This is a genomic window from Actinomyces israelii DSM 43320 (genome assembly GCF_000711965.1).
In the GTDB taxonomy this organism is placed as follows: Bacteria; Actinomycetota; Actinomycetes; order Actinomycetales; family Actinomycetaceae; genus Actinomyces; species Actinomyces israelii.
In genome coordinates this window covers 1-24,929 of sequence record NZ_JONS01000037.1, presented here as the reverse complement: position 1 = coordinate 24,929, position 24,929 = coordinate 1, and the positions used below count along the sequence as shown (strand labels likewise).

At 70.4% G+C, this 24,929-nt stretch carries 22 protein-coding genes; 14 read left to right on the top strand and 8 right to left on the bottom strand.

Annotated elements, in window-relative coordinates; genetic code table 11:
- Positions 1 to 143: 143 nt before the first annotated feature.
- Complete coding sequence (locus O145_RS11820; protein WP_043563246.1) at positions 144 to 1,460, bottom strand: C1 family peptidase; 1,317 nt, start codon at positions 1,458 to 1,460, stop codon at positions 144 to 146.
- A 241-nt stretch (positions 1,461 to 1,701) separates the two neighbouring features.
- Between O145_RS11820 and O145_RS16630 the strand changes: the two genes are divergently transcribed.
- Entirely contained in the window at positions 1,702 to 2,604 is a 903-nt protein-coding gene (locus tag O145_RS16630) for a class I SAM-dependent methyltransferase (protein WP_052375087.1), read from the top strand.
- A 98-nt stretch (positions 2,605 to 2,702) separates the two neighbouring features.
- On the opposite strand, the gene O145_RS16625 is transcribed toward O145_RS16630, so the two are convergent.
- Entirely contained in the window at positions 2,703 to 3,323 is a 621-nt protein-coding gene (locus O145_RS16625; RefSeq protein WP_052375086.1) for a MarR family winged helix-turn-helix transcriptional regulator, read from the bottom strand.
- 213 nt (positions 3,324 to 3,536) lie between these two features.
- Here O145_RS16625 and O145_RS11805 point away from each other — a divergent pair, with 213 nt between their 5' ends.
- From O145_RS11805 to O145_RS11785, 5 genes are all read left to right on the top strand, one after another.
- Complete coding sequence (locus O145_RS11805; RefSeq protein WP_084682576.1) at positions 3,537 to 5,162, top strand: MDR family MFS transporter; 1,626 nt, start codon at positions 3,537 to 3,539, stop codon at positions 5,160 to 5,162.
- 707 nt (positions 5,163 to 5,869) lie between these two features.
- Positions 5,870 to 6,235: a hypothetical protein gene (locus tag O145_RS16620; protein ID WP_052375085.1), complete on the top strand. Its 366-nt coding sequence runs from the start codon at positions 5,870 to 5,872 to the stop codon at positions 6,233 to 6,235.
- Between the two features lie 155 nt (positions 6,236 to 6,390).
- Positions 6,391 to 7,014, top strand: a complete 624-nt coding sequence (locus O145_RS11795; protein ID WP_043563244.1) for a class I SAM-dependent methyltransferase — start codon at positions 6,391 to 6,393, stop codon at positions 7,012 to 7,014.
- A gap of 361 nt (positions 7,015 to 7,375) precedes the next feature.
- Entirely contained in the window at positions 7,376 to 7,588 is a 213-nt protein-coding gene (locus O145_RS11790) for a hypothetical protein (protein ID WP_043563272.1), read from the top strand.
- A 9-nt stretch (positions 7,589 to 7,597) separates the two neighbouring features.
- Positions 7,598 to 9,640 (top strand): hypothetical protein, encoded by a 2,043-nt coding sequence (locus O145_RS11785; protein ID WP_043563241.1) that lies wholly within the window; start codon positions 7,598 to 7,600, stop codon positions 9,638 to 9,640.
- A 172-nt stretch (positions 9,641 to 9,812) separates the two neighbouring features.
- Here O145_RS11785 and O145_RS11780 read toward each other — a convergent pair whose 3' ends face one another.
- Positions 9,813 to 10,226, bottom strand: coding sequence for a phage holin family protein (locus O145_RS11780; RefSeq protein WP_043563239.1), 414 nt, complete (start codon positions 10,224 to 10,226; stop codon positions 9,813 to 9,815).
- Positions 10,227 to 10,487: 261 nt separating this feature from the next.
- Between O145_RS11780 and hisC the strand changes: the two genes are divergently transcribed.
- Entirely contained in the window at positions 10,488 to 11,576 is a 1,089-nt protein-coding gene (gene hisC, locus O145_RS11775) for a histidinol-phosphate transaminase (RefSeq protein ID WP_043563238.1), read from the top strand.
- Positions 11,577 to 11,659: 83 nt separating this feature from the next.
- On the opposite strand, the gene O145_RS11770 is transcribed toward hisC, so the two are convergent.
- From O145_RS11770 to O145_RS11750, 5 genes are all read right to left on the bottom strand, one after another.
- The gene (locus tag O145_RS11770; protein ID WP_229118538.1) at positions 11,660 to 12,895 is read right to left on the bottom strand and encodes a YwiC-like family protein; all 1,236 of its coding nucleotides are present in this window, start codon (positions 12,893 to 12,895) and stop codon (positions 11,660 to 11,662) included.
- The gene (locus tag O145_RS11765) at positions 12,892 to 14,520 is read right to left on the bottom strand and encodes a hypothetical protein (protein WP_052375084.1); all 1,629 of its coding nucleotides are present in this window, start codon (positions 14,518 to 14,520) and stop codon (positions 12,892 to 12,894) included. The genes O145_RS11770 and O145_RS11765 overlap by 4 nt, the downstream gene beginning before the upstream one ends.
- 259 nt (positions 14,521 to 14,779) lie before the next feature.
- Positions 14,780 to 15,751: a YwiC-like family protein gene (locus O145_RS11760; RefSeq protein WP_084682575.1), complete on the bottom strand. Its 972-nt coding sequence runs from the start codon at positions 15,749 to 15,751 to the stop codon at positions 14,780 to 14,782.
- A gap of 151 nt (positions 15,752 to 15,902) precedes the next feature.
- Entirely contained in the window at positions 15,903 to 17,585 is a 1,683-nt protein-coding gene (gene pgm / locus O145_RS11755; RefSeq protein WP_043563235.1) for a phosphoglucomutase (alpha-D-glucose-1,6-bisphosphate-dependent), read from the bottom strand.
- Positions 17,586 to 17,783: 198 nt separating this feature from the next.
- Positions 17,784 to 18,182, bottom strand: a complete 399-nt coding sequence (locus O145_RS11750) for a hypothetical protein (protein WP_229118537.1) — start codon at positions 18,180 to 18,182, stop codon at positions 17,784 to 17,786.
- Between the two features lie 155 nt (positions 18,183 to 18,337).
- Here O145_RS11750 and O145_RS11745 point away from each other — a divergent pair, with 155 nt between their 5' ends.
- From O145_RS11745 to O145_RS19300, 7 genes are all read left to right on the top strand, one after another.
- Entirely contained in the window at positions 18,338 to 18,730 is a 393-nt protein-coding gene (locus O145_RS11745) for a Rid family detoxifying hydrolase (RefSeq protein WP_043563234.1), read from the top strand.
- A 609-nt stretch (positions 18,731 to 19,339) separates the two neighbouring features.
- A complete protein-coding gene (locus O145_RS18275) occupies positions 19,340 to 20,173 on the top strand; it encodes a class III lanthionine synthetase LanKC N-terminal domain-containing protein (RefSeq protein ID WP_454930977.1) in 834 nt (277 codons plus the stop codon).
- Positions 20,174 to 20,291: 118 nt separating this feature from the next.
- Positions 20,292 to 21,230 carry an ATP-binding cassette domain-containing protein gene (locus tag O145_RS11740; RefSeq protein WP_043563232.1) on the top strand — a complete coding sequence of 313 codons (939 nt, stop codon included), beginning with the start codon at positions 20,292 to 20,294 and terminating at the stop codon, positions 21,228 to 21,230.
- Positions 21,231 to 21,234: 4 nt separating this feature from the next.
- Positions 21,235 to 22,026, top strand: coding sequence for an ABC transporter permease (locus O145_RS11735; RefSeq protein ID WP_169740352.1), 792 nt, complete (start codon positions 21,235 to 21,237; stop codon positions 22,024 to 22,026).
- Between the two features lie 136 nt (positions 22,027 to 22,162).
- On the top strand, positions 22,163 to 23,749 hold the full coding sequence (locus tag O145_RS11730; RefSeq protein WP_043563262.1) for a DUF5129 domain-containing protein: 1,587 nt from the start codon (positions 22,163 to 22,165) through the stop codon (positions 23,747 to 23,749).
- Between the two features lie 204 nt (positions 23,750 to 23,953).
- On the top strand, positions 23,954 to 24,241 hold the full coding sequence (locus O145_RS19305) for a hypothetical protein (RefSeq protein ID WP_229118536.1): 288 nt from the start codon (positions 23,954 to 23,956) through the stop codon (positions 24,239 to 24,241).
- Entirely contained in the window at positions 24,238 to 24,906 is a 669-nt protein-coding gene (locus O145_RS19300; RefSeq protein WP_229118535.1) for a putative DNA binding domain-containing protein, read from the top strand. The genes O145_RS19305 and O145_RS19300 overlap by 4 nt, the downstream gene beginning before the upstream one ends.
- Positions 24,907 to 24,929: the final 23 nt, after the last annotated feature.

Below are 24,929 nucleotides of genomic sequence, written 5' to 3'. Positions count from 1 at the left end.
TGCCCGGCCCCGGTGCCCCTCGTGGTCCGCGGCGAAGGTGTAGATGGTGTACAGACGCTCATTGACGGCGGACTCGCCGTCGCGCGTGCCGAGCTGCTCCACGCTCGGCCCCCACAGGCCGCCCGCGCCCCTGGCGCCCCGGCTCAGGCCATCGGGTCCCAGCTGGGAAGGATGATCGGCCCAGCGTCCAGCGCCGCGCGGACCTCGGGCGGCAGGCGGCGGGCGCGCACGACCACCTGGTAGACGTACTCGTCGAACCAGGAGTCGTTCATGGTGTGGAAGCCCTTCTCGCCGACCTTGTCGCCCCAGGAGTTCTCCACCCGCCAGCGCCGCGGCGCGCCGTCCACCAGGTCCACGCCCGTCAGGCACATGGCGTGGGTGAGCGCCGACTCGCGCGCCACCAGCCGCTCCGCCTTCGTCATGGACAGCTTCACGCCGTACAGCCCCTCGTAGTCGTGCAGGGCCGCGTCCCAGACGCCCGACTCCTTGTCCCGCTGCTTGGCGACGTCGCAGGCGAACCACACCGGCTCCCCGTCCTGGATGGCGGCGACCGCCGCCGCCTTGAGGACCTCCAGCGCGGCGGTGACGTGCTCCTGGGTGGGCTCGCCCACCATGACGTCGGTGCGGTCGATGCCGAACCGGGTGTTGAGAGGGATCTCGGGGCGCGGGTCGTGGGCCACGACGACGAACTCCTCCAGCCCGGAGACGTAGCGCCGGGCGAACTCGACCGGGGTGAGAGCGCCGACCCGGTGGAAGACCTTGCCCCTGTCCCGGTACTGCCACACGAACTCGGCCGGCGGGGCGCCCAGGTGGATGACCAGGACCCGGTGGACGTCCGCCAGCGCCGCCGCCCGGATCGGCTCGAGGTCCTCCCCGGCGGCCGCCGCCGCACGCAGGCGCAGGACGGTGCGGCGCAGCAGCGTGGCGAGATGGTCGTTCATGGCCTCCGAGCTCGTCGCCGAGTCCGCATCCGGCATGGCGTAGTGGGGGACCATCCCGTACTTGGCCACGAGCCGGGCGAACTCCGGCCACCAGCCGCCGTCGCCGATCGGGTCGCGCAGGGAGTCGGCCACCTCCCGGTCGTCGAGCGGGCGCTCGGCGTCGCCCACGGCGCGGGCCAGGAACGCCGCCGCCTTCTCCAGCTTGTCGTGAAAGTAGACGAAGCTCTGGCTCAGCTCCACCGACTCCAGGTTCAGCTCTCTCATCAGGGCGGCCCGCAGCACATTGAGACCAGCGAAGGCCCAGCAGCGCCCGGAGTGCTTCTGGTCGGTGACGGCGGCGTCGGGGATGAGGTCGGAGACCGAGGTGTCGATTGAGGTGAGGATCGCGCGGTCCAGGGTGAGCCTCTCGACGTCGGTGGTGGCGACGGCGTTGCCGGCGACCCGGGCGGCGGGATCGGCGAGGAGGGCGGCGTTGCGGGCGGCGACCCAGGAGGGGTCGACGGCGTGGGGGTTGGTCATGGCGCGAGGGTAGCGCCGTCGTCCTTCATTGCCGGCCCCATGGCCCGGCCCTGGATCCAGTACGCCTACACCTGCACCGCCTTGCGGGACAGGCCGGAGCCGATGAGATGGTGGCGCCTGCCGGGCCGCACGGCGCCCTCCCGCGCGGCCTCGACCGGGGACGGCGCACGACCCCGATCGCCGCCCGCCGGAGCCGGGATGAGCTGGGCGGCTCGGGGCCCGGTGATCTAGGCTCGGGTCCATGGGGTTGTTCAGTGACTGGAGGGCCTTCCACCGCGCCAGCCGCGCGCACGGCGGGGGCCTGCGCATCCTGAAGGAGGCGGCGAGGGATCTGGCCTCCCTGAAAGAGCCGATGGAGGGGGTGGCCCTCCCGGAGGGGGCGGTGGAGGTGGTCGCCCCGGAGGGGGCGGTGTCGACCGAGGACGTGGACCGGGACTTCGAGACCGAGTGCTGGGGCGCGCTCGATGCCCTCGCCGAGGCGGGCGGCGGCACCGTGCTCGCCATAGGCATGGGCGGCGAGCGCCTGGCTCTCTTCCTGGAGCACCTTCTCCCCGACTACCGCGCCGGCCTCGACGTCGTCGCCGTCGAGGAGCGGGGGCCCGCTGCGACGTCGGCCCGCGAGCGCCTGGGGCCCCTGGGCGCGCGCGTCGAGGAGCGCGCCGACGCGGGCTCCCGGCTGCCGCTCGCCGACGGCGGCGCGCGCCTGGTCATGAACCGGCTCAAGGCGCTCAGCGTTTCCGACGTCGTCCGCGTCCTGGCCCCCGGCGGGCTCCTGATCACCCAGCAGGTCGACGACGCCGGGGCTCCCGGGACCCCCGATATCCCCGTGGCCTCCGAGGTTCCCGGAACCCCTGGGACCCGTGGCCGGCTCGACGTCCGGGCGTCCCGCCCGAGCGTGCGCCTGAGGGCGATGACGGTGGCTCTGAGCGAAGCCGGGCTGATTGTGGAGAGCACTTCGCAGTGGTCGAGGGCCGTGGACGTCGACAGCGCGGACGAGCTCGCCGCCGACTGGGGCTCGGTCCACCCCGGCGCCCCCGGGCCCGACCGCGCCGCGGTGCTGGCGCGCATCCGCGAGGAGTCGGGTGGCGGCCCGGTGCTGCTGGTGGCCCGCCGTTTCTGCATCCGGGCCCGCCGGCCGTCCTGACCGCGAGGCGGGCGGCCTCGGGCCGTGTGGGGCGGGCGGAGCCATTGGGCCCGGATGCCCGGGACCGCCCGGATGGTGCCGGCGCGGGCGGGGCCGTCTCAGGTCAGGCCGAGCTCGGTGCGGGCCCGGGCGGAGATGCGCTGGAGGACCCGGACGGTGGTGCGCAGGTCGTCGCCGTCGACGCCCTCGCACAGGGCGAGCAGCTGGGACAGGTGCGCCTGGGCGGCGCGCGCGACGCGGTCGAGGACCTCGGGGGTGCAGCGCACGCGGATGACGCGGGCGTCGTCGGCCTGCCGCTCGCGCACGACGTAGCCGTCGGCCTCCAGCCCGTCGACGAGACGGGTGACGGCGCGCGGCGTGACGTCGAGGGTGCGGGCGAGCTCGCTCATGGTCGGGCTGCCGGAGCGGGCGAGGAGCATGAGCAGCTCGACCCGCGAGGAGGACATGCCCCACTCCCTCTCGGCGTAGCGGTCGCGCAGGCGCCGCAGCAGGCCGCCGAGGGCGCCGACCGTCGTCGTCGCGATGATGCCCGCGACCCGGTCGGACATGGAGTCCGCGTCGGTCCAGGGGGCGCCGGCGACAACCTCCGCCAGCAGGGGGCTGAGCTCGACGGCGCGGTCAGCGCCCTCGGGGAGGCGGGGCGCCTCCAGGGGCCAGCCCTCGTACTCCTCCGGCGGGGTGCGGGGGGCTTCGTGCGGGGTCCGGGCGGTGGTGGTCATGGTGCGAGTCTGCCTTTCGTGGCGGCGGTGCGGGGGCGGATGGGCGCGGCCGGGCACGATTGAGCGGGCGGGGCCGGTGGGCGGGGCGCCGCCGGACGTCGGGTGCTGGCTGGCGGAGATCGCTGGCGTGCCGAGCGTCACGCGCACTCCCATTGTAGTTACCGAGGTAAGCACCTAATGTATTTACCGCGGTAATAAACGAAGGGATCTCACATGACACGCACAGCTCTCGCGCGCACTGCGCGCTCCGAGCCGTCGGAGGCGCTCGGACGGGCACGCCCTGCTGCTGGCACCGCGGCGGCCGGCGCTGCCGCCGACACCGCGGAGACCGACGGCGGCACCACCCGCTCGCGCTTCCTCGCGGTCTTCTCCGGCCTGCTCGTCGCCATGCTGCTCGCCAGCCTCGACCAGACCATCTTCTCCACGGCCCTGCCCACCATCGTCGGCGAGCTCAACGGCGTCGAGCACCAGCTGTGGGTCACCACCGCCTACATGCTCACGGCCACCATTATGATGCCGGTCTACGGCAAGCTCGGCGACCTCCTGGGCCGCAAGAACCTGTTCATCGGCGCCATCAGCATCTTTCTCGCCAGCACCGTCGTCGGCGGCTCCGCGGCCTCCATGGCCGCCCTCATCGCCGCCCGCGCCATCCAGGGGCTGGGCGGCGGCGGCCTGATGATCCTGTCCCAGTCGATCATCGCCGACGTCGTCCCCGCCCGGGACCGCGGCAAGTACATGGGGGCCATGGGCGCCGTCTTCGGGCTGTCCTCCATTATCGGCCCGCTGCTCGGCGGCTGGTTCACCGAGTCCCTCAGCTGGCGCTGGGCCTTCTGGATCAACGTGCCCCTCGGTCTGGTTGCCGTCGCCGCGGCCGTGATCTTCTTCGACCTGCCCAGGCGCCGCCTCACCGTCGCCATCGACTGGCGCGGCATCGCCACCATGGCCGTCGCCACGAGCGCCATCATCCTCATCTGCGCCTGGGGCGGGCACACCTACGCCTGGGACTCTGCGCAGATCCTCGGCCTGGCCGCCGTCGCCGCCGTCGGCGCCATCGCCTTCGTCGCCGTCGAGCGCAGGGCCGAGGCGCCGATCATCCCCCTGCACCTGTTCGCCTCGCGCAACTTCAACCTCGCCACCATCTCCGGGATGATCATCGCCATCGGCATGTTCGGCGCCATCTCCTACATGCCCACCTACTTCCAGATGGTCTACGGCTACTCCGCCACCCAGGCCGGGCTGCTCCTCATCTCCATGGTCTCCGGGCTCATGGGCGCCGCCCTGCTCACCGGCAACCTCGCCTCGCGCACCGGCCGCTACAAGTGGATGACGATCGCCTGCGCCGTCGTCTCCGCCATCGGGCTCGGCCTGCTGTCCACCATCGAGGTCACGACGAGCGTCCAGGTGCTGTGCACCTACCTCTTCGTGCTCGGAGCCGGCATCGGCCTGGGCATGCAGATCTTCATCCTCATCGTCCAGAACTCCTTCCCCGACCGCGAGGTCGGCGCCGCCACCGCCGCGAACAACTTCTTCCGCGAGATCGGTGCGACCCTCGGTGCGGCGATCGTCGGCTCGATCTTCACCTCCAACCTCACCTCGCTCCTCACCGAGCGCATGAGCGAGGCGGGCATCGATCCGGGCCGCTCCGGCGCCGCGATCTCCGGCCTCACCCCGGCCGTTGTCAACGCCCTGCCCGAGCAGCTGCGCGCGATCGTCACCTCCGCCTACTCCGAGGCCCTCACCCCGGTCTTCGGTCACCTTGTGCCCCTGGCCCTCGTGGCCCTCGTCGTCGTGTGCTTCATCCGGGAGGTTCCGCTGCGCACGAGCGTCGAGGAGCACTGAGCGCCGATCGGTGCCGGCCGGGAGCGGCGGGGTCCTGCCGGAGCACGCTGGGGCGGCCGGCCGCGGGGGTCCGATTGGCTGCCTGGAGCCGTACCGCTCATGCCCGCCCGGGCCCAGAGGGGACCGGGCGGGCATGAGCACGGAGCCGCTGGATGATCGACTCCGGGGGCGCGGGCCAGGCCAGGTGAGCGGCGGGCCCCAACGTCAACGGAGGTTCACGTTGGGAAGGTACGTTCATGTTCCGGCGTGCTCCACTCGGACGCCCGGACGCCGGGAGGGCTGCGGACCGCCATCGGCGTTGACGGCACGCTCTGCGCTCTTGAAGGGGCGGTCTCGGCCGGAAAAGGTGGCTCTCACGCAGTTTTAAAGTGACCGGTGCTGTCGTGCTCATTGAGGATCGGCGTGATTCCGCGGTTCTGCGGCGGAGCGGCGGCGCCGTCCAGTGCTAAAAGTGCGTAGGAGCCACCTTTTGAGGGGCCGCAGCGCCAGGCGGGCGCCTCGAAGCAGTCCCGACGAGAAGAAGCCGCAGGCCCGGAATCAATCATCCGGGGGCGGGACCGGTCACGACCACTTGCCGATGCGGGCGGCGGCACCGTGCTCGACATGGGCACAGGCGGGCGCCTGACCTCCCTCCTGGAGCGTTTCACCACCGTGCGTGCGCTCGCCTCGACGTCGTCGCCACCGCGGGCTGGAGACCCAATGCTCCGGTGGCCCGCGAGCACCTGGAGCCTCTGGGCGTGCACGTGGAGGAGCACGATCCGGAGTGCAGCGCCCTGCTGCCGCTTCCCGACGACGGCGCGCGCTTAGTCGTGAACCGGCAGGAGGCGCTCGACGCCGTCGACGCTGCCCGAGTCATGGCGTCCGGCGGGATCCTGGTCACCCGGCAGGTCGACGGCACCGAGGTCTCCGAGGTTCACGACTGGTTCGGGATCCGGCCACGCTATCCGGATGCGTGCTTGGCGGTGGTGACAGCCGCTCTGCGCGCGGCCGGGCTGGAGGTGGAGAGACCGGGCAGCGATCCGGTGCGGCTGACGGCCCGTCGCTTCCGCATTCGGGGCCGCCGGCCGTGCTGACCGCAGTGCGGGAGGGGCTCACCTGCAACAGGCGCTCCGCCGGACCCCTCGGGCCGATCTCGGTGCGGAATATGGCCGATCTTGACGGAAGAAGACGACGCCGCCCATCGGCCCGGTTTGCGCCCCGCCGGAATCGATCATCTAGTCTCGCCTCCATGAGTGAGCGCCAAGAGCAGTGGGAATCGCGTTATGCCGCCGTCGATCGGCTGTGGTCCGAGCAGCCCAACGACTGGCTGCCCGAGCTCGCCGCCGCCTGGGAGCCGGGGCGCGCCCTCGACCTGGGCTGCGGGGAGGGCGCCGACGTCGTGTGGCTCGCCGAGCACGGCTGGGACGCCACCGGCGTTGACCTGTCGGCCACCGCCATTGCCCGCATGGAGGCCGGGGCCCGCGGGCGCGGCCTGGGGGAGCGGGTCCACGGCGTCGTCCTCGATGTGACGCACGAGGCGCTGCCCGCCGGCCCCTTCGACCTCGTGGCCGCCTTCTACGTCCACGGCGGTCCCATGCCCGGGTCGCTCGACCTGGTCGAGCTCCTGGCCCAGGGGGCCGGGCTCGTGGCTCCCGGGGGGCGCCTGCTCACCGCCGTCCACTGCACCAATCCGCCCTGGCACGGCAACCACGCGCGCACCTACACCCCCGACGAGCTGCTCGCGGGTCTGGCCGGGGCGACGCGGGGCTGGCGGGTCGAGGCCGGTCAGGAGCGGTGGCGGGAGACGATCGGTCCCGACGGCGAGGCGGGGCGGCGCTCCGACGCCGTCGTCTGCCTGCGCCGGCCAGTCTGAGCGGGGCGGGCGGCGGCGGGCCGTGGAGCGGGCCCCGGCTAGGACGCTTTTCCGGAGTCTCTTGTCGGCCCTCGGCGCCCCGCCCCCGGAGCGGCCCGGTGCCCGTCTGGCTCGGCGCTTTGTCCGGCTCCGATCCTCAGGCCTGTGCGTCGCTGGCGGGGCGGCGCGACGCGGGTACGGGGACATGTCTGCACGGTCCACTTGGTGCACAAGTGGACCGATCTCGACGCGGAGATCGACCGATCTCGGCGAAGGTGGGAGGCGGGAGGGCGGGGCCCCACAGGGCCGCTCGTGCGCACCCTCCGGCGGGCCGTTCACAGGGAGTCTGCAGGGAATGGGCGGCCGGTCGTACCGTCCAGCCATGACTTCTTTGAACATCGACTTGGCCAGGGACGACGTCGCCACCGGCGTCGGACTTGTTCCCACCACCGTACCCGACAGCTGGACAGGGGGCGCGTCGGCCGCCTGTCAGACGCAGCTCGACACACTCCGCACCCTGCTCACCGGACTCGATTCGCTTCTTGACACGGCCGACACCGCCATGACCGCGCTCAAAGACGCAAGCGCCGGGTAGGGGGCGTCGGTGAGCACCGCAACACTGTCCCAGCCTGCGCAGGGAGACGTCTGCGATCCGGGCCAGGCCCTTCTCGACGCAGACCAGGCGATTCAGAGCTCCAGGGATCCGTTCCCCGAGATGACCCTGGGCGACGCGATAGTGCCCTGCGGCAATGAGGCTCCGACGAGCCACTACTTCAGCCCGCCGACCGCGGGCGACGGCGACGGGTCGGCCTCCCTGGCCTGGCCCGGAATGACGGCCGGGGTCACCGCCGTCGTCTCGGGAGGCACCTATGCGGTCGATACCGACGCCCTCAGCGGCTTCGCCACCGCGCTCACCAACGCCGCCGGCCACCTCGACGACGCCCGTACGCATGCTCTCGACGCCGAGGCCGAGGCTCGGGCCGCCGTCGCCCGGCCCGAGCCGGACAAGGACACGTCGGACTCCCAGGGCGGCGGGTCATTCTTCAGCGGGTTCCACTGGTCCGACCCCATGTGCACCTCTGGATTCGGCAACACGGGGATCGCCTCCTGCGGCGGCGGTCCTTCGTCGTACTCGACGTCGAGCTTCGAGACTCTGCGCACCGCGGCGCTCGACGCCGTCGCGGCGCTGACGACGGGAGCCGGCTCCCTCCAGGACGTCGCGGAGTCGCTGCGCGCTCTCGCCGCCGACGTCACGGACTGCGTCAATGTCTACAATGGCGCCGAGTCCGGTGCGGCGCCCAGCGGCGCCGGGGCCTTCGGCGCGGCCACCTGGGGCGTGTTGGGAATGCTCCTGATGGCGAGCTCGCCTGCGGGGCTCCTCCTTCTTCTTGGTGCCGGCTCCGCCGCCACCAACCCCGATCTGACCAAGTACGCCGATGGCGACCTCGCTGACGTCCTGGACGACCTCACCGCCGTCATGTCCGATGACGACCTCGCCGAATGGGTGCAGACCGACCTGCTGAAGATCGCGATGCTGGTGGACTACGCCAGGAACGCCAAGACCGGCCGCGAGACGGCGGCGATCGAGGCCTACCTGACCGGCGTCGCGCAGCGCCTCGACCCCGAGATCAGCGCGAAGCTCCCCGAGGAGCTCACGACCGACGGCGGTCAGAAGGTTCCCGCCTCGTCGCTGACCCCGATGGAGCGCGTCGTGTACTACATGTCCGTGCTCTCCGCGGACGTGGCCGCCAGGCGCTTCGGCGACCCGACCGATCTCACCCTCACCGTGCACGGCGGCTCCTCCCTCACCATCCCGCCCTCCGGGCGCGATCCGATGGCCTGGAGCACGGACGTGCCCGCTCTCAAGAAGGCCGATGGGCGCGCGGCGGACGGGGTGAAGGTGGACAGGCCGCTGGGCACGGCTGCGGACGTCATCCGCTACAGCGACTCCCTCAAGGCGGAGGACGACGACCCCTCCAGCGGCGTCATCTCGATCGTGCGCACCACGCACGCCGACGGCACGAGCTCGTGGCTCGTCGTCGTCCCGGGCACGACCGACTGGGGGCTGGGCGGCAGCAACCCGCAGGACCTGCTGACCAACCTGCAGGCCGTGGCCGGTGCGCCCAATGACATGGAGAGCCTGGTGGCCGCCGCCATGCGCCGAGCCGGGATCGGCCCGGACGACCCGGTGGGGATCTACGGCCACTCGCAGGGGGCCATCGTTGCCAGCAATATCGCGGCGGACCCCACCGTCAACGAGCGGTACAACGTCACCACCCTGCTGACGGCCGGCGGGCCCACGGCCGGGGCCGACCTGCCCGACAACGTCAATGCGCTGCACCTGGAGAACGGCGCCGACGCCGTCCCCGCCCTCGACGGTGCGCCCACCCCGCGCACGCCCACGCGCACCGTCGTCACCCTGGACACCACCGACTCCGACCTCGAGGGGTACCCGCACGGGAGTCTTGTCTACGCTGACGCCGTCGAGGGCATGAGCGGGGATCCCGCGATCGATGCGTGGACACACCGGCTCGAGTCGCTCACCGGCACGGACGAGAAGGGGGCGACGACGAGCGCGTTCGTCTTCGACATCGCCCGTCACACGACTGGTGCGCCCAGCCAGTCCGGCTCCAGTTCGCGCTTCTGAGCGGAGTCCGCCCAGGCGGGTGGACCGGCCCAGAGCGCTTACTACGCTCCTTTGTCCCTTACTGTACGAGGAAAAGGGGCGTAGTAAGGGACAAAGGAGCGTAGTAAGCGCCAGGTGGGCGGCGGACGGGATGCCGGGCCGGCCGGGCGGACCCCGCGCACCCCGGAATGTTTCAGTCGTCCTGCCTGCGCGGGCCGAGCACGCCCACTACCAGCGCCGAGACGATCGAGATCAGGATCGAGGCGAGGATTGCCGTTCCGAACGAGCCCACGTGCAGGCCCAGGGTGAGGCCCGCCTCTGCTCCGACGCCGACCAGCCTGTCCGTGATGGCGCTCGTCAGCAGCAGCATCGCCCCGTTGACGATCAGGGCGAACAGCCCGAACGTCAGGACGTACAGCGGGAAGGCGACGAGCTTCGCCACGGGCTTGATCAGCGAGTTGACCAGCGCCAGGACGAGGCCGACCACGAGCAGGTTCATGACGGTCATGAGCGTCGTCGGCGTGCCCGGAACATCCATCCCCTTGATGAGGGTGACCGCCAGCCATAGGCCGGCCGCATTGCCGATCGTGCGTACAAGAAGCTCCATGCGTTCATTCTTCCACTCGCGCCTGAGACGCGGCTGTGCGCGGCACGCAGGCCGCTCGCGCGCCTGGGTGGCCGACCTCGGCCTTCCGGCATTCCGCGGCGACGGCACCACCGCATGCGACCGGCGCCCCCGCGCGGGCCCGGTCTCCCCGCCGTCAAGCGTGTGAAGGGCGACAAGAAGTAGGATGCCCCCCCCCGCGGGCCCGGTCTCCCCAGGCGACCAGCATCACCCCGCCCCGCGCTCCGGTGGGAGGATGCGCCCATGAGCAGCGCTGACACGCCCGTCCACATCCGCGACGCCGTCCGCTCCCTGCCCGGCTACGTGCCCGGGGCGCGCCCGGGCGGCGGCCGCACCGCCAAGCTCTCCAGCAACGAGCTCCCCTTCCCACCCCAGCCCGCGGTGCTGGAGGCCTTGACCGCGGCCGCCGCCGGCGCCAACCGCTACCCCGAGATGACGGCGGACTCCCTCGTCGCGGCCCTCGCCCGCCGGCACGGGGTCGATGCCGAGCAGGTCGTCGTCGGCAACGGGTCGGTCGCCCTCATCCAGCACCTGCTCGACGCCGTGTGCGACGAGGGGGACGACGTCGTCGTGCCGTGGCGCTCCTTCGAGGCCTACCCGATCTGCATCGCCGTCGCCGGGGCGCGGGCCGTCAGGGTGCCGCTGACCGCCGACGGCCGCCACGACGTCGCCGCCATGGCCGCGGCCGTCACGCCGCGCACCCGCGCGATCATCGCCTGCACGCCCAACAACCCGACCGGGCCGGCGCTGAGCGGCGCCGAGCTGGCCGCGCTGCTCGACGGCGTTCCCGAGCGGGCGGTCGTGCTCGTGGACGAGGCCTACCTCGACTTCGTCACCGACGACACCGTGGGGGACGCGCTGACGCTGCTGGATCGCCACCCGAACCTGGTCGTGTCACGGACCTTCTCCAAGGCGCACGCCCTGGCCGGAATGCGGGTGGGCTACCTCGTGGCGGCGCCCGCGATCATCGACGCCGTCCGGGCCGTGGCGACGCCCTTCGGGGTGGGGGTCGCGGCGCAGGCGGCGGCCATTGCCGCGAGCCGGCCCGAGGCGCTGGCCGAGACGGCGCGGCGGGTGGACGCGGTGGCCTGCGAGCGGGAGCGCGTGGTGGCGGCGCTGCGGGGGCGGGGGTGGGTCGTGCCCGAGACGCAGGGGAACTTCTACTGGCTCGGCGTGGGGGAGACGACGGCGAGCCTGGCGGAGCACTTCGCGGCCGCCGGGGTGCTTGTGCGTCCCTTCGCCGGGGAGGGTGTGCGCGTCTCGGTGGGCGCGCGCGAGGAGAACGACCGGGTGCTCGCGGCCGCGGCCGCCTGGGAGGGCCCGCGCGGCTGATGTACCTATTTCCAACTCGGCGAATTAGGGCGGGGTGGCCGACGGCGGCCGCGACTGACCACGGGTCGCGTGCCCCACGCGCCTCAGGCGGTGGCGATCGAGACCAGGAAGACCACCTCGAGCACCACCTCGACCAGCCCCATCGTCCCGGGGCGCAGCGGTCGATGACGCTTCCTGACCAGCCTCCACTGCCACAGCGGCATGACGAGGGACCGCACCGTCAGCACCACCCAGAGCACCGCGTGCAGCCACGGCAGCCACCCGCCGGCCGCCAGCCACACGGCCGCCGCCGCCACGACCGCGTGCGCCGCGACTGTTCCGCCCAGGAGCCGGTTGTTGAAGCGCTCCCGGATCATCGACTTGATGTAGGGCACCGTCCCGCAGAAGTACGCTGCCGTCGACGCCGTCACCAGCCACATCCACGGCCAGCCGTGCAGCTCCCCGTTGGGGCTCGCGCCGGGCAGGGCGGCGGCGTTCCCGCCGGTCCCGAGGAAGCCTCCCGCGCCCTGCACGGCCAGGCTGTAGGTGACCGCGGCGATGAGGCTCGCGGCCGCCGTCGTCGCCAGCCCGGAGGGCAGCGAGCGCTCGCGCCCGCGCCACACCTCCCACAGCGCGATCGCGAGCAGCGGCAGCATGGGCACCAGCCACTGCAACAGGTAGGGCGCGGCCACCAGGGTCGTCAGCCCGAGCACGCCGGTCCAGGCGGTGTAGACGATCAGTGGCACGAGGAGCAGCGCGCGCTTGCGGGCGGACCGGGTGCGCAGCCACTGCGACCAGGCCCAGTAAGTCAGGTAGGCGCCCCACCAGGACGGGATGAGCAGCAGGTTGACCCAGCTGAAGCCGCCCACCACCCAGCCGACGATCGCCGGCATGACCAGCATCGACCAGGCGCCGTGCTGGCCCGGGACCCAGGCGCGCCGGCCCGGCTGGCGGCGGATGTTCTCCTGCTTGCGCCGCTCGGACTGGACGAAGGTCTCGCCCTCGCGCGTGCTGGTGGGGCGGCGGGGCCGGCCGGTGGCGAGCAGAATGTCGTCGTCAGGGCCGGGCCGGGACTGCTGGTAGGGGATGCTGGTGCGCGGCCGCGCTGCGCTCTCGCCCCCGTCCTCGCGCGTGCTAGTGGGGCGGCGGGGCCGGCCGGTGGCGAGCAGGATATCGTCGTCAGGGCCGGGCCGGGACTGCTGGTAAGGGACGCCGTGGTGCGCCTCCTGCTCCTGCTCGACGGCGGCCTCGCTGGCCGAGGCGTCGTCTTCTGGTGCCGGGTCGCCGGAGACGTACTCGACATGGCGGTCGGAAGGATCCGAGGGGCGCTGCTGGGTCACGACAGGCAGCCTACTGAATCCGCGAGGCCGTCAGCGAGAAGGCTCAGGGCGGGCGGATGGAGCATGCGGGGCGGCGCGGCTCGGCTCGGGCGCGCGCAGCATGCGCCGGGGCGGAGGTCAGCGCAGGCCGTAGATGAGGGTGGCGCGCCTGGAGCGGGTATCGGCGCCGTGCCTGTGGAAGGGTCGAACAGGGCGGCGATCACCAGTTCGCGGCCGCTTTCACGGTCGCGCTCAGCTCCCTCGGACCCCCGACGCAGGGCGATGAAGGAGCGCGAGCTCCAGGGATCCGGGTCTGCGAACTCCCCGAGCTCGACGACGCGAGCGCTCGAGTAGGTGAGGATGGTTCCGCCGGGCTCCAGGGCGGAACCATTTGCGACCTGGACCGCCAGGGTGTCCGACGTCAGGACAGTGCCCAGTATCTCGCCCTGGATCTCCGCGCTCCCAATCGCCTTGCCGCTCGTCAGGTTGATGATGGCAATGGGGGTGACCCACTGGTTGGCGGATTCGTTCCAGGTGGAGTCGAGGTGGATGGCCAGCAGTGTCCCGTCAGGATCGGTGACCGCGCTCCCGCTGGCGGGATTGTTCTTGTTGGGAAAGGATGGGCTCCGCGCGTGATCGGTGGATCGCCCGACGAGATTGGTGAGCTCCAGGCTCCAGTGCGGGGCGCCATCGACCGGGTCGAGCAGGGTGATGACCAGGGTGGTGAGCCGGCCGGGTCCGTATGCCGGTATCACGCTCTTCCTGCTGTTCTTCTCATCCTTCTCGTCCTTCTCCGGGACTGACAGGGCGATCGGTCCGGCTGCGGTGACAATGTAGTCGATGAATTGCGAGTGCTTGAACTCGGTGGCCCACGCGCCCGAGTCACTGGTGTGGGCGGTCAGGTCCGGCCCGCTGCCCGAGGGGTGCGACAGAGAGGCGCTGAATGCTCGCGTAGGAGGCGCCAGTGCGCAGTAGACCTGGGCGGAGGTGATGGTGAGGATGACCACTCCGATCGCCGCCGCGGCTCGGATCCAGAACCGGGGGCTGCGCAGGGCGCGGGCGAGCCTGCGCAGCGGGCCGCGTCCGTCGTCGTCGGGTGGTGGCCACGCCAGGGGCCGCGGCGGGAGGAGCACAATACTGGCCGCTATCAGGATGCTGCCGGTGATGAGGAGGTGTGCGCCCGGACTGTATGCGGGATACAGCTTGACCAGGGTGAGGATGGGGCAGGCCAGGGCGAGGAGGCCCAGGAGATTAATGCCGAGCTCGGCGGTGCCCACCGAGGACATGGTGTGAGTGTCCCGCCGGATCCACAGCTGCATGACCAGGATGATCGTGCCGCTCAGCAGGATGCCGAGCCCTCTGAAGAAGAAGTCTCGCTCCCGGCCGGGGAGGTCGCCGCCCAGGAGGGCGACGAACCGGGCGCCCGGGAGCGGCATGAGGCGGGCGATGATCGGAACGAGGGTCAGGCCCGTCCACACGCTCAGGCAGATGCCGGAGGCCGCGGTGAGTGCCTTGTGGGGTGTCGGCCGCGGGCGCTCGTCCTCACGGGTCTGGCGGGCCTGCGGGGGCGGCCTGCCGGGGGTGTCGTCAGGGGAGGAGTGAACCGTCCTCCCGGGGCACGCGCTGCCCCCGGTGGGGGGCGTCATGGGCCTTCCATGGGGACCGGGCGGAGAGCCGGACTGAAGTGGTACCGGTGCTCGCGCGCGGAATCCCGCCTCTCCACCTCGACGGCGGAGACGGTCTCGGCACCGCCCGACCCGGCGTCGGTGGGCCCGGGTCTCGGGGCGCTCACGCGGCGGCTCCGGGGGCGGGCGCAGGAGCGGAGTCCAATGTATCAGGGGTCACAATCCTATTATGTGACCGAACCGTGACCCTGGGGAAGGGTTCGGCCGATCTCCGCCCGGCTCAGCTCATCACCAGGCTGAGCAGCACGAGCAGGGAGGCGACGACCTCAAGGCGCCCGACGAGCTTGACGCGCAGGAGCGGCTGCCCGTCGGCCATGCGCCTGCGCTGGATCAGCGGCAGCACGACCGCCCGCGCCAGCAGCAGGACCCACACCAGCGCGTGCGCCCAGGAGGCGAGCCCGCCGACGGCGCAGCCGAGCGCCGCGACCGTCACCGCGGCGTGGAAGCCGATCGACCCGGCGAGCATTCGCGGGTCGCCGCGCCGTCGCACCATTGTCTTGACATAGGGGACCGCGCCGACGAAGTAGGCGGCGAGGAACCCGGTGAGCAGCCACATCCACGGCCATCCGGTCAGCGAGCCGTCCGGACTCTCGCCGTACGGCCCGCTCGCCCCCGCGCCCAGCCCGAGCAGGCCCCCGCGGCCCCCGGTGGCCAGGTCGTAGACGATGGGGGCCATGAGGGTGGCCGCCAGCGTGGTGACGGCCCCGGACAGCAGGGAGCGCTCCTTGCCGCGCCACGCCTGGTGGACCGCCACCGCGGCGAGCGGGACGAGGAGGAGCCCCCAGCGCACCAGGTAGGGGGCCAGAACCAGGGAGATCGCCGCCAGGACCGCCGTCGTCACCGAGTAGACGGTCAGCGGGGCCCGCAGCGGCTCGCGCTTGCGGGGGCTGCGCGTGCGCATCCACTGGGTCAGCACCCAGTAGCTGAAGTAGGCGCACCACCAGGCCGGCAGCACGACGGCATCGGCCCAGCTCCAGCCGCCGACGGCGATGCCGACCACCGGTGGCAGGAGGATCATCCCCCACGCCCCGTGGTAGTTGGGCACCCAGCCGCGCCTGCTGCGCCGACGACGGTTCTGCTTCTTCTTCCTGGAAGATGCGGGCGCGGGGGCCTTGGCCGGGCGGCCCGCGGCGGGCGCGGCGTCGGCCTGTTCGGCGCCGTCGGCGGGGTCGGTGGGTGGTGGCTGGCTCACACCCGTAAGCCTAAGGACGGACGGGGGAGGCCAGCGACCATGGTGACACCGCGTTGGCTCCCGCGCTCAGCCCCTCCAGGCAGACATTGTCGGACGAGACCGACGGTGCCGCCGTCTGCCTCGTCCGACAATGTCTGCCTCGACGCCGGGGTCAGTCGCCCAGCGCGGCGGAGACGACCTCCTTGGCCTCCTCCTGGACCTGGGCCAGGTGCTCGGCCCCCTTGAAGGACTCGGCGTAGATCTTGTAGACGTCCTCCGTGCCCGAGGGGCGCGCGGCGAACCAGGAGTCCTTGGTGGTCACCTTGAGCCCGCCGATGGGCGCGTCGTTGCCGGGCGCGCGCACGAGGCGGTCGACGATCGGCTCGCCGTCGAGCTCGGTGGCGGTGACGTCCTCAGGGGACAGCGCCGCGAGCCGGGCCTTCTGGGCCTTGGTGGCGGGCGCGTCAATGCGGGCGTAGGCGCTGGCGCCGAAGCGGGCCACCTGCTCCTCGTGCAGCTGCGAGGGGGTCTTGCCGGTCACCGCAATGATCTCGCTGGCGAGCAGCGCCAGGATGAGGCCGTCCTTGTCCGTGGTCCACACGGTCCCGTCCTTGCGCAGGAAGGAGGCCCCTGCGCTCTCCTCGCCGCCGAAGCCGACCGAGCCGTCAATGAGCCCGGGCACGAAGTGCTTGAAGCCGACGGGCACCTCGATGAGCCTGCGGCCCATGGCCGCCACCACCCGGTCGATGAGGCTGGAGGAGACCAGGGTCTTGCCCACGGCGCAGCCCTCGGGCCAGCCGGGGCGGTGGGTGAACAGGTACTCGATGGCCACGGCCAGGAAGTGGTTGGGGTTCATCAGCCCGCCGTCGGGGGTGACGATGCCGTGGCGGTCGGAGTCGGCGTCGTTGCCGGTGGCGACGTCGTAGGGGGTCTTGCCCTCGGCGTCGGGCGTCATCTTCTGGCGCAGGGAGGCCATGGCGTTGGGGGAGGAGCAGTCCATGCGGATCTTGCCGTCCCAGTCCAGGGTCATGAAGTGCCAGGCCGGGTCCACCTCGGGGTTGACCACCGTCAGGTTCAGGCCGTAGCGCTCGCCGATGGCGCCCCAGTAGTCCACGGAGGCGCCGCCCAGCGGGTCGGCGCCAATGCGCACGCCCGCCTCGCGGATGGCGTCCATGTCGACGACGTTCTCCAGGTCGGCGACATAGGTCTCGAGGTAGTCGTGCTTGATGACGTGGGGGCCGTCGAGGGCCTCGGCGATCGGCACGCGCGGCACGTCGCGCCAGCCGCCGGCCAGCAGCTCGTTGGCGCGGTCGGCGATCCACCCGGTGGCGTCCGAGCCGGCGGGGCCGCCGTGCGGCGGATTGTACTTGAAGCCGCCGTCGCGCGGCGGGTTGTGCGACGGCGTGATGACGATGCCGTCGGCCAGGCCCGGGCCGGTGGTGCGTACGCCGGCCTCGGTGCCGGCGCCGTTGGCCCGCAGGATGGAGTGCGAGACGGCCGGGGTGGGCGTGTAGGAGCCGCGGGCGTCGACGGCGGTCGTGACGCCGGCGCCCGAGAGCACCTCGATGGCGGTGCGCCAGGCGGGCTCGGACAGCCCGTGTGTGTCGCGACCGAGGTAGAGGGTGCCGTCGGTGCCCTGGGAGCGCCGGTACTCCACGATCGCGGCGGTGATCGCCACGATGTGGGCTTCATTGAAGGCGGTGTCCTGGGAGGCGCCGCGGTGGCCGGAGGTGCCGAAGACCACCTTCTGGGCCGGGACCGCGGGGTCGGGGACGAGGTCGTAGTAGGCGGAGACGACCTCATCGATGTTGACGAGGTCTTCGGGCTGTGCTGGTTGTCCTGCGCGTGGGTGCATGGGGGTAGTGTGTCACTGATCACTGGACATGTCCTGGAAATCCCGAAAGGCGGACAGGTGATTTCCTGAGATCTTCTTCTCCCTCCCGCCTCCCGCTGCGGTCGCAGCCACGGTTGCCGGCGGGGTCCCGGCCGGCTGCCGTCCGCGTCGGCGTCCGGGGTGCGGTCTGCGCCGCCTGGTGGCGGAGGGCTCCGTCGCCTAGCCCCGCTCATCTCGACTGGCGCCGGCGATCGCGGCCGTGACATTGCGGCGGTCCGCGATCCACAGCTCAGCGCGGGTCACCCGGCCCCGGGTCACCACCAGTGAGCCCCGCAGGGCGTGCGGGACGTCGCGGAGCTGCCGGTAGTGATCGCCGTCGTCGACGGCGACACGGCCCTTGCCCAGCAGGTGCAGGCGGGCGGTGGGGCGCTGCGGGTCCGCTGTGAGAGCGGCCGCCACCCGGGGCGGGGGCCCGGGGAGGACCAGTCCGACGTCGGCGGCGTTCTCGGAGGGCCCCTGGCCGACGGCCGTGATGAGGACGCCGAGGTGGTGGTCGTCCACGAGCTGGACGAAGGCCGTCTCCCGGTCGGTGTCCACGCACAGGCGGGTCCAGTCCACGACGCCGCGCGCCCGCTGGCCGGGCGCCGGGCCCGCTCGGCGTCTCGGCGCGCCCGTCCACGGTGGTTCTTCCGGGCTCGGGGGCGGGGCCGACGATAGGCTGAATGAACTGACCTTATCCGCTTCGGCGCACCGCGTCCCCGTAAGGAGTCCCCATGTCCACCGTCGTGTCCACCACCAGCGCCCCGGCCGCCGTCGGCCCCTACTCCCAGGCCGTGTCCACCGGGGGCGCCGGCGGCACCGTGTACGTCTCCGGCCAGGTGCCGCTGGACCCGGCCACCGGGGCGCTCGTCGACGGCGGCATCCAGGCGCAGGCCGAGCGGGTGCTGACCAATATCGGAGAGATTCTGGGCGCCGCGGGCCTGGGGTACGCCGACGTCGTCAAGACCACCGTGCTGCTGGCCGACATCGCCGACTTCAAGGCCGTCAACGAGGTCTACGCCCGCTTCTTCACCGGGCCCGTGCTGCCCGCCCGCGCGGCCTTCGCCGTCGCCGCCCTCCCGCTGGGGGCGAGGGTCGAGATCGAGGCGATCGCCGTCCGGCCCTGACGGCGCGCCAGGCTCCCGAAGGCTTTGGCCGGCCCACTGGAACGCTTTTTAGCCTGCTCGAAAACTCCACCAGAAGGCCAGGGCGGGATCATTGCAATTCCGTTACGCAGCGGTGTCGCCGTGGCGCCGCACAGTCGACTCCTCGTGCATACGACACCTCAGGCCCCTACTGCTCCCGTGGCAGGGTCGGCAGACCCTACAACGTCGTGTGACGAGCGAAACATGCCGTTAACGCCGCGCGAATACTGTGCGGTCAACGGGCTCTTCAGTCATCACGAGCCACGGCCCACCAGATAGGAGAAGACCCATGGCAGTGACCGCATTCCTGGAGGACTTGGAGTTGATTCAAGAGCTGCACGGGGAGCCAGTCGCGCAGTCTCATGCGTGGCTTTCTCTATTATAGACTTGCGATTCACGCGGCGGAAGTTTCGGTCTCGGAAAGGTTTCGTCTTTCGGAGTTTGCGCTGATCCTGAGGTTCCACAGTGTCCAGAATCCTGGAACATGGGCCGTTGCATATGCTCACTGTGTTGCAGCGCTATTAATTCAGAACGGTACAGCATCGCCAGCGGGCGAGCTGCCTGTTATCTAAAATGTAGGCTTATTGTTTATTGATTACTTCGTTGGACGCCGATAGAAAATATTTAAATATTATTGATGGCATTCGTTCTCGAGCCGAGTCGTACACGACTCCCGTCGAGCACTGGGGAATTTGGCAACGGTTCGGTCGCTCTGATCGTGAGTACTCGCGATGGAAGGTTCATATCTCGGTCGGCCTCGACCACCTCATCTTTCTCACGCCAAGGCTGAGTGATTACCTCCTTAAGAGGGGTACGGCCTTCAAGATGATCGACACTCTTGCCAATGCGGAGCAGCTCCAGTGCGGCGGCATGGGTGTCCTCCAAATTGGAAAACCGATCACTGTGTATCCGCTTCTTGAGGAAGATATGGGAGGCTTGATCGGCGAGCTCCGGCATCTCACCAAGAATGCCTGTGGGCTTCGGGCGATTACCGACGTCGCGATCTCGGACTCGTCCTGTCTGTCGCTTCGCAACGAGACGTGGCCGCGGAAGACGCCCACTGCGGAACAGTTCGGCCAAGCACGTTCGCGGTTCCCGGATCTCTTGGCCCCTGAGCGAGTGAAGGTCTCCCTCCCGGAACGATATGTAGTTGTGGGTCGCATTTCTGTGCGCGGCGCTGGGCTACGTCTGAAGGCGCTTGATCTTGACTCGTCCACCGCTGACCGTGTGCCACGCTTTGTCTTCATCAAAGAAGGTCGCCGCTACGCCGAACGCGATGTTCAAGGGATTGACGCTTACGAGCGGCTTTTCCCAGGGCGACCTCTCCTATGCGGCCGCCGCCGTCCATACCGCTGTCGACGAGACGTGATTACCTTCAGCTATTCCGCCTCGCAGCCTTGCTGGAAAGTGGTGAATCGCACCTGAGGACGTGCGATACGGACAAGGATGAGAACAATCTATTGTCGCGACACCTGATGGATGCATGGGCGCGACCTCTTCTTAAGCGGAAGCACGTGGACCCTGCCGTGTGTATCGGAACGGAATGGAGCTGAGTGACTATATGGAGCAATCTCAGGTCGGGCTGGCCCTCGAGGGCGTCACGGTTGACTACGGCGCCGCCAAGCCCGCTCTTGATAATGTCACCGTCTCCTTGAAGGGTGGTCGGATCGTTGGCCTGCTCGGTGCGAACGGGGCCGGCAAGACCACCTTCATCAATGCTTGTGCCGGCGTACGGACGGCAACATCCGGTAAGGTGATGCTCCGTGGCGGGCAGGTTGGCTGGTGCGCGCAGCAGCTCATGATCGACTGGTTCGTCAGCATCCGCACGAATGTGTGGATGGGGGCGTGTCTTGCTGGTCTGACAGGAGGAGAGGCCTGGGATCGCGCAGACGCGGCGTTGAAGAGCGTCGGGCTTGATGGTGAACGCGTCCAGGAAACCCCTGAGATTTTGTCTGGTGGTCAACAGCAGCGGCTCATGATTGCCCGCGTCCTTGCGATGGATCCCAAGATCATGTTGTTGGATGAGCCGACTGTCGGGCTAGACCTGGGGCACATCGACCGTCTCGCCCGGGCGGTACGCGCCGCCCGTGACGAGGGCGCACTCGTTGTGATCTCCTCGCATGACTTCACCGCCATCGAACCGCTCATTGACGATGTCCTTCTTCTTGATCGTGGCACTATGCGATTCCTTGGCCCCAAGGCCGACTTCGTCTCAAGATTTGCGCAAAGAGAAGAGATCTCGATCGAGCTGGCCGAGCCCCTCCCTGGTGGGCTGGTTCAGTCCTTCGCCTCTGAGATCGATGTGGTGGTGGGCGATGGCGGCCGGAACCTGACCATCACTGCACCTGTTGGTACAGCCCTGGGTGAGTTGCTACGAGTGATTGAAGCCGACGGTGGCGTGGTACGGGATGTCGTTCGCCGTGGCGTGACACTCGGTGAAGCCTTCATGGCCGCCATTGAACAAGACAATGGAAGCAGGTGAAGACATGCAAGACGGCGTTAACCGGCCCGGTCCCGGCACGAAACTGCCCTGGCTGAGGGCAGTAGCGATGATGACGCGTCTGGAGTGGATGGGAGCCGAGCTGCACACGTGGCGAAGATGGGTGGCTCTGGCCGTGCTGCCCCTGACATATCTCGGTTTGCTCGGCGTGGGCTTGTCCTCGGCCTTCGGCGGCGCAAGTTATCTGCGTTTCGTGGTGCCGGGCGCGATCGTGATGCAGGCCCTCAGCGGCCTCAACCGCGTGGTGGCGCGCACAGTCACCGAACGACGATGGGGACTGGCAGCATTCAAGCTCCAGTCTGGGGTGCCTCAATCGGCCTACCTGCTGGGAATACTTTTCCCGGGCGTGATTGTCTTCGCAGCACAGGCACTTGTTCTGCTCGCCCTCGCTGTGGCGTTGGGTGTGCGTTACAGCGTGCTGTCCAGCATCGCCATGGTGGCGGTCGCGATCTTGTGCGTCCTGACATGGGAATGCCTGAGCTTCGCGGTGGCGGCAGCGATCCGCAACTACCAGACGCGCGACTTCGTCCTAGCAGTCGCCGTTATGCCACTGACCTTCGCCGCCCCGGTGTTCTACACCCTCGACAATGCGCCAACCGCGCTACGGCTGCTAGCCCGCGTCAATCCCCTGACCTACCAGGCCGAATTGGTTCGCGGTGTCGCACAGGGCGCCTTCGCGCTCAGTGCGGCGCTGATCTGCCTCCTCGTACTCACAGCCTCCATGTTCCTTGCGCTACGCGCCGTGCGCGTCATGCGAGAGCTCTCCTTCGAAGGCTGACCACCGTCTGCCTCGTCCGAAAACGTCTGCCTCAATGGCGTGACGGCTCGACGGGGCCGGGCGCCCGCGCCATGGGAAGCTCTCCCCCCGGCGCTGGGCCCCTGCGTCCCACGGCGGAGGACTACTGTTGCGGGTCGTGAGCAACACGCTGATTCGCTGGGGCGGCTCCCGCGCCGTCGCGTCCTTGATCCTCAAGATCGTCGTCGTCCTCCTGCTCGTGGTCGGGGCGCCGCTGCTGGCCCTCTGGCCATTCGGCAGGACGCACGCCCCCAGCGTGGAGGTCCATGACGAGGCAGGCGTCCTCCAGGTCGACGGGACCACCTCCGCCCTGGAGAAGCTGCGCTTCCGCGAGGACGTGACGCTCGTCGTCCTCACCCTGGACGCCGGCTACAACAGCAACTTCAACAGCGAGGTGCTGGCCTACGCGCGCAAGAACCACCCCGAGTGGATCAGCGCCTCCGACCCCAACTACTGGGCGGACGGCCTGGTCATTCTGGGGGTCTCGCCGAGCGGGAGATGGGTCGGCTGCTACTTCGGCGAGGATGTCAAGGTCGATTCGGCCCTTCAGCGGGACATCCAGGACGCGGGCAAGAAGTCCTTCGGCCAGGGGCGGTGGGCGCCCGGCGTCGAGCAGATGGCCGCTCGCGCCGCCGATGTCATGGGGCGCCCGATCGGCTCTGATCTCGCGGTGCTCTTCGTCTCCGCCGTCGGAGTGATCGGCGGCCTCATCCTGGCCGGTGCGATGATACGGACCTACGTTGCGGCCCGGGCGGCCTTCGCCGGGGCCCGGCGCCACTACGCACAGGTCACCACCGACTACGACGCCACGCAGATCAGGGCGGGGCTCATCCCCACCAACGACGCCCACGGCGCCCAGGTCCTGGCCCGCTTCGCCTGGTTCGAGGACCGCTACGCCGAGCTCACCCGCGCCTTCGGCGACTTCGGGGAGCCGCGCGGGGCCGAGTGGTTCGCCTGGGGGCGCAGGCCGGAGGCCCGCAGGCTCCGGGCCCGGGCCGCCGAGCTCGACTCCCTCGACGACGCCATCGCCAACACCTCCGCCCTGCTGACCATGTCCGAGGGCTGGCGGGAGGCCTGGCGCAACGAGCAGGGGCCTGTTCACGAGGACCTGGCCTCCTTCAACAGGCTGTGCTCCTCGGTCCAGGGCGCGGGCCGCATCGACACCACTCAGGACCACGCCTGGGTGAGGGCGACCTCGGGCCGGATGGCGGCCATGACCAACGAGCTGGAGGCGGGGACGCTGTCGCCCTCGGCGGCGCTCGACGAGCTGGACACCATTGCCCAGGACGTGCGCGTCCGCGCCGACTTCCTGGCCCGGCAGGCGCTGGAGGCCGACACGTCCTCCTACCGCGACAACCGCCTGCGCCAGTACGAGTCCTCGCGGAACAGCTGGGGGTCCCGCAACGGCGACGTCTATGTGGGCTGGTGGACGATGGACGGGCACCGCTCCTCCTACGACCCGGCCGCGACCATCCGCATCAACCCGTCCTCCCCGGGCGCCAGTGCCTCCGGGGTGCGCTGGACCGGCTCGGGAACGTCCTCCCAGTTCTCGACGCCGATCTCCGAGCTCGTCACCGGGTACGACTCGGCGTCGAGCTGGGAGCCGCCGTCGTCCTCCTCGTCCTCCAGCTCGAGCGGGTTCTCGGGCGGGGGCTACTCCGGGGGCGGAGGCTTCTCCGGCGCAGGGTCGAGCTCGCACTTCTGAGCGGGCCCGAGGCGCACCCGCCCCTCCCTGTCCGAACAGACATTCTCGGACGAGGCAGACGGTGTCGCCGCCGGTCTCGTCCGACAATGTCTGCCTCGACGCGGATGACAGGGGCGCGCGACTCGTCGCGGCTCCGGAGTCCAGTGGTTCGAGCGCAAGGCGTTCCGCGTCAATGCCAGGAAGCTCGCCGTCGCGGTCATCGGCATGGCGAACGCCGAGAGCGTCGACGCCGATCCTCAATGGGTCAACCGCCTGCGTCGCACGCCCCTTGAGCTCATCGACCCCCCGCTGCTGCTTCGCATCGAGGAGGTCGACGTCGTCAACGACACGGGAGCTGCCGACCATGTGCTCCTCTTCTCCGTGGCGCCCAGCCGGCACGCCCATCAGCGCACCGACGAGGAGGCCTTCGTTCGCGCGGGCGACTCGACGATCTCCATTGAGCCGTACAGCCTGGCAGGAACTCGTCTACGACCGGGAGGCGGACAGCCATGAGGCGCAAGTCCGCGCCGGTCGGCGTGGAGGCCCCCGGCGCCGCGCATGCGGACCGGCTTCGCCGAGACATCGACGCCGCTGGGGACGACCTGCACGTGCTGCGCGCCAAGAGCCTCGTCACTGTTGACGACAGGCTGACAGCAGCGGGCCTGCTGCCCCTCGGCGAGCACCCCCCGCTGTCCCTCCCCCACGCCCTGGTGCGGGTGCTGCGATACCAGGCCGATGAGACCGGCGTCGGCTCGAGGCAGACGATGGCCGCGGACGGCGACCAGCGTCTGGAGGGGGCGATTCCGGACGTCATCGATGCCGCTCTCGCGCTCGTCGACGAGTGGGGTCCGCGTCGTCGGGCCCTGAAGGCGGACGGACGCCTCGGCCCCGTTGACGTCATCCCGAGGGAGGCGTGGATGGAGGCGGTCGTCAACGCCGTCGTCCACCGCTCCTACTCGATGGCCGGCGACCACATCAGGGTCTCGATCTTCCCGCACCGGATAGAGGTCTCCTCGCCCGGGCGCTTTCCCGGCCTGGTCGATCTCTACCTCTACGAGCGTCATTGTCAGGCTCGACGCCTCCGCCCGAGTCACGGAGTCGGTTGCCGAACGGGTTGGGAAGGACGCGCTGGATATCGTGTCCCTCCCCGCGCGTTCCAGCCCCGTGCGTCGAGATAGACATTTTCGGATGAGGTAGACGG

Bases quoted from the DNA above. Each gene is read 5' to 3' on its own strand.
- O145_RS11820 (WP_043563246.1), bottom strand. From the start codon at position 1,460: ATGACCAACCCCCACGCCGTCGACCCCTCCTGGGTCGCCGCCCGCAAC.
- O145_RS16630 (WP_052375087.1), top strand. From the start codon at position 1,702: ATGGGGTTGTTCAGTGACTGGAGGGCCTTCCACCGCGCCAGCCGCGCG.
- O145_RS16625 (WP_052375086.1), bottom strand. From the start codon at position 3,323: ATGACCACCACCGCCCGGACCCCGCACGAAGCCCCCCGCACCCCGCCG.
- O145_RS11805 (WP_084682576.1), top strand. From the start codon at position 3,537: ATGACACGCACAGCTCTCGCGCGCACTGCGCGCTCCGAGCCGTCGGAG.
- O145_RS11795 (WP_043563244.1), top strand. From the start codon at position 6,391: ATGAGTGAGCGCCAAGAGCAGTGGGAATCGCGTTATGCCGCCGTCGAT.
- O145_RS11790 (WP_043563272.1), top strand. From the start codon at position 7,376: ATGACTTCTTTGAACATCGACTTGGCCAGGGACGACGTCGCCACCGGC.
- O145_RS11780 (WP_043563239.1), bottom strand. From the start codon at position 10,226: ATGGAGCTTCTTGTACGCACGATCGGCAATGCGGCCGGCCTATGGCTG.
- hisC (WP_043563238.1), top strand. From the start codon at position 10,488: ATGAGCAGCGCTGACACGCCCGTCCACATCCGCGACGCCGTCCGCTCC.
- O145_RS11765 (WP_052375084.1), bottom strand. From the start codon at position 14,520: ATGACGCCCCCCACCGGGGGCAGCGCGTGCCCCGGGAGGACGGTTCAC.
- pgm (WP_043563235.1), bottom strand. From the start codon at position 17,585: ATGCACCCACGCGCAGGACAACCAGCACAGCCCGAAGACCTCGTCAAC.
- O145_RS11745 (WP_043563234.1), top strand. From the start codon at position 18,338: ATGTCCACCGTCGTGTCCACCACCAGCGCCCCGGCCGCCGTCGGCCCC.
- O145_RS11740 (WP_043563232.1), top strand. From the start codon at position 20,292: ATGGAGCTGAGTGACTATATGGAGCAATCTCAGGTCGGGCTGGCCCTC.
- O145_RS11735 (WP_169740352.1), top strand. From the start codon at position 21,235: ATGCAAGACGGCGTTAACCGGCCCGGTCCCGGCACGAAACTGCCCTGG.
- O145_RS19305 (WP_229118536.1), top strand. From the start codon at position 23,954: ATGGCGAACGCCGAGAGCGTCGACGCCGATCCTCAATGGGTCAACCGC.
- O145_RS19300 (WP_229118535.1), top strand. From the start codon at position 24,238: ATGAGGCGCAAGTCCGCGCCGGTCGGCGTGGAGGCCCCCGGCGCCGCG.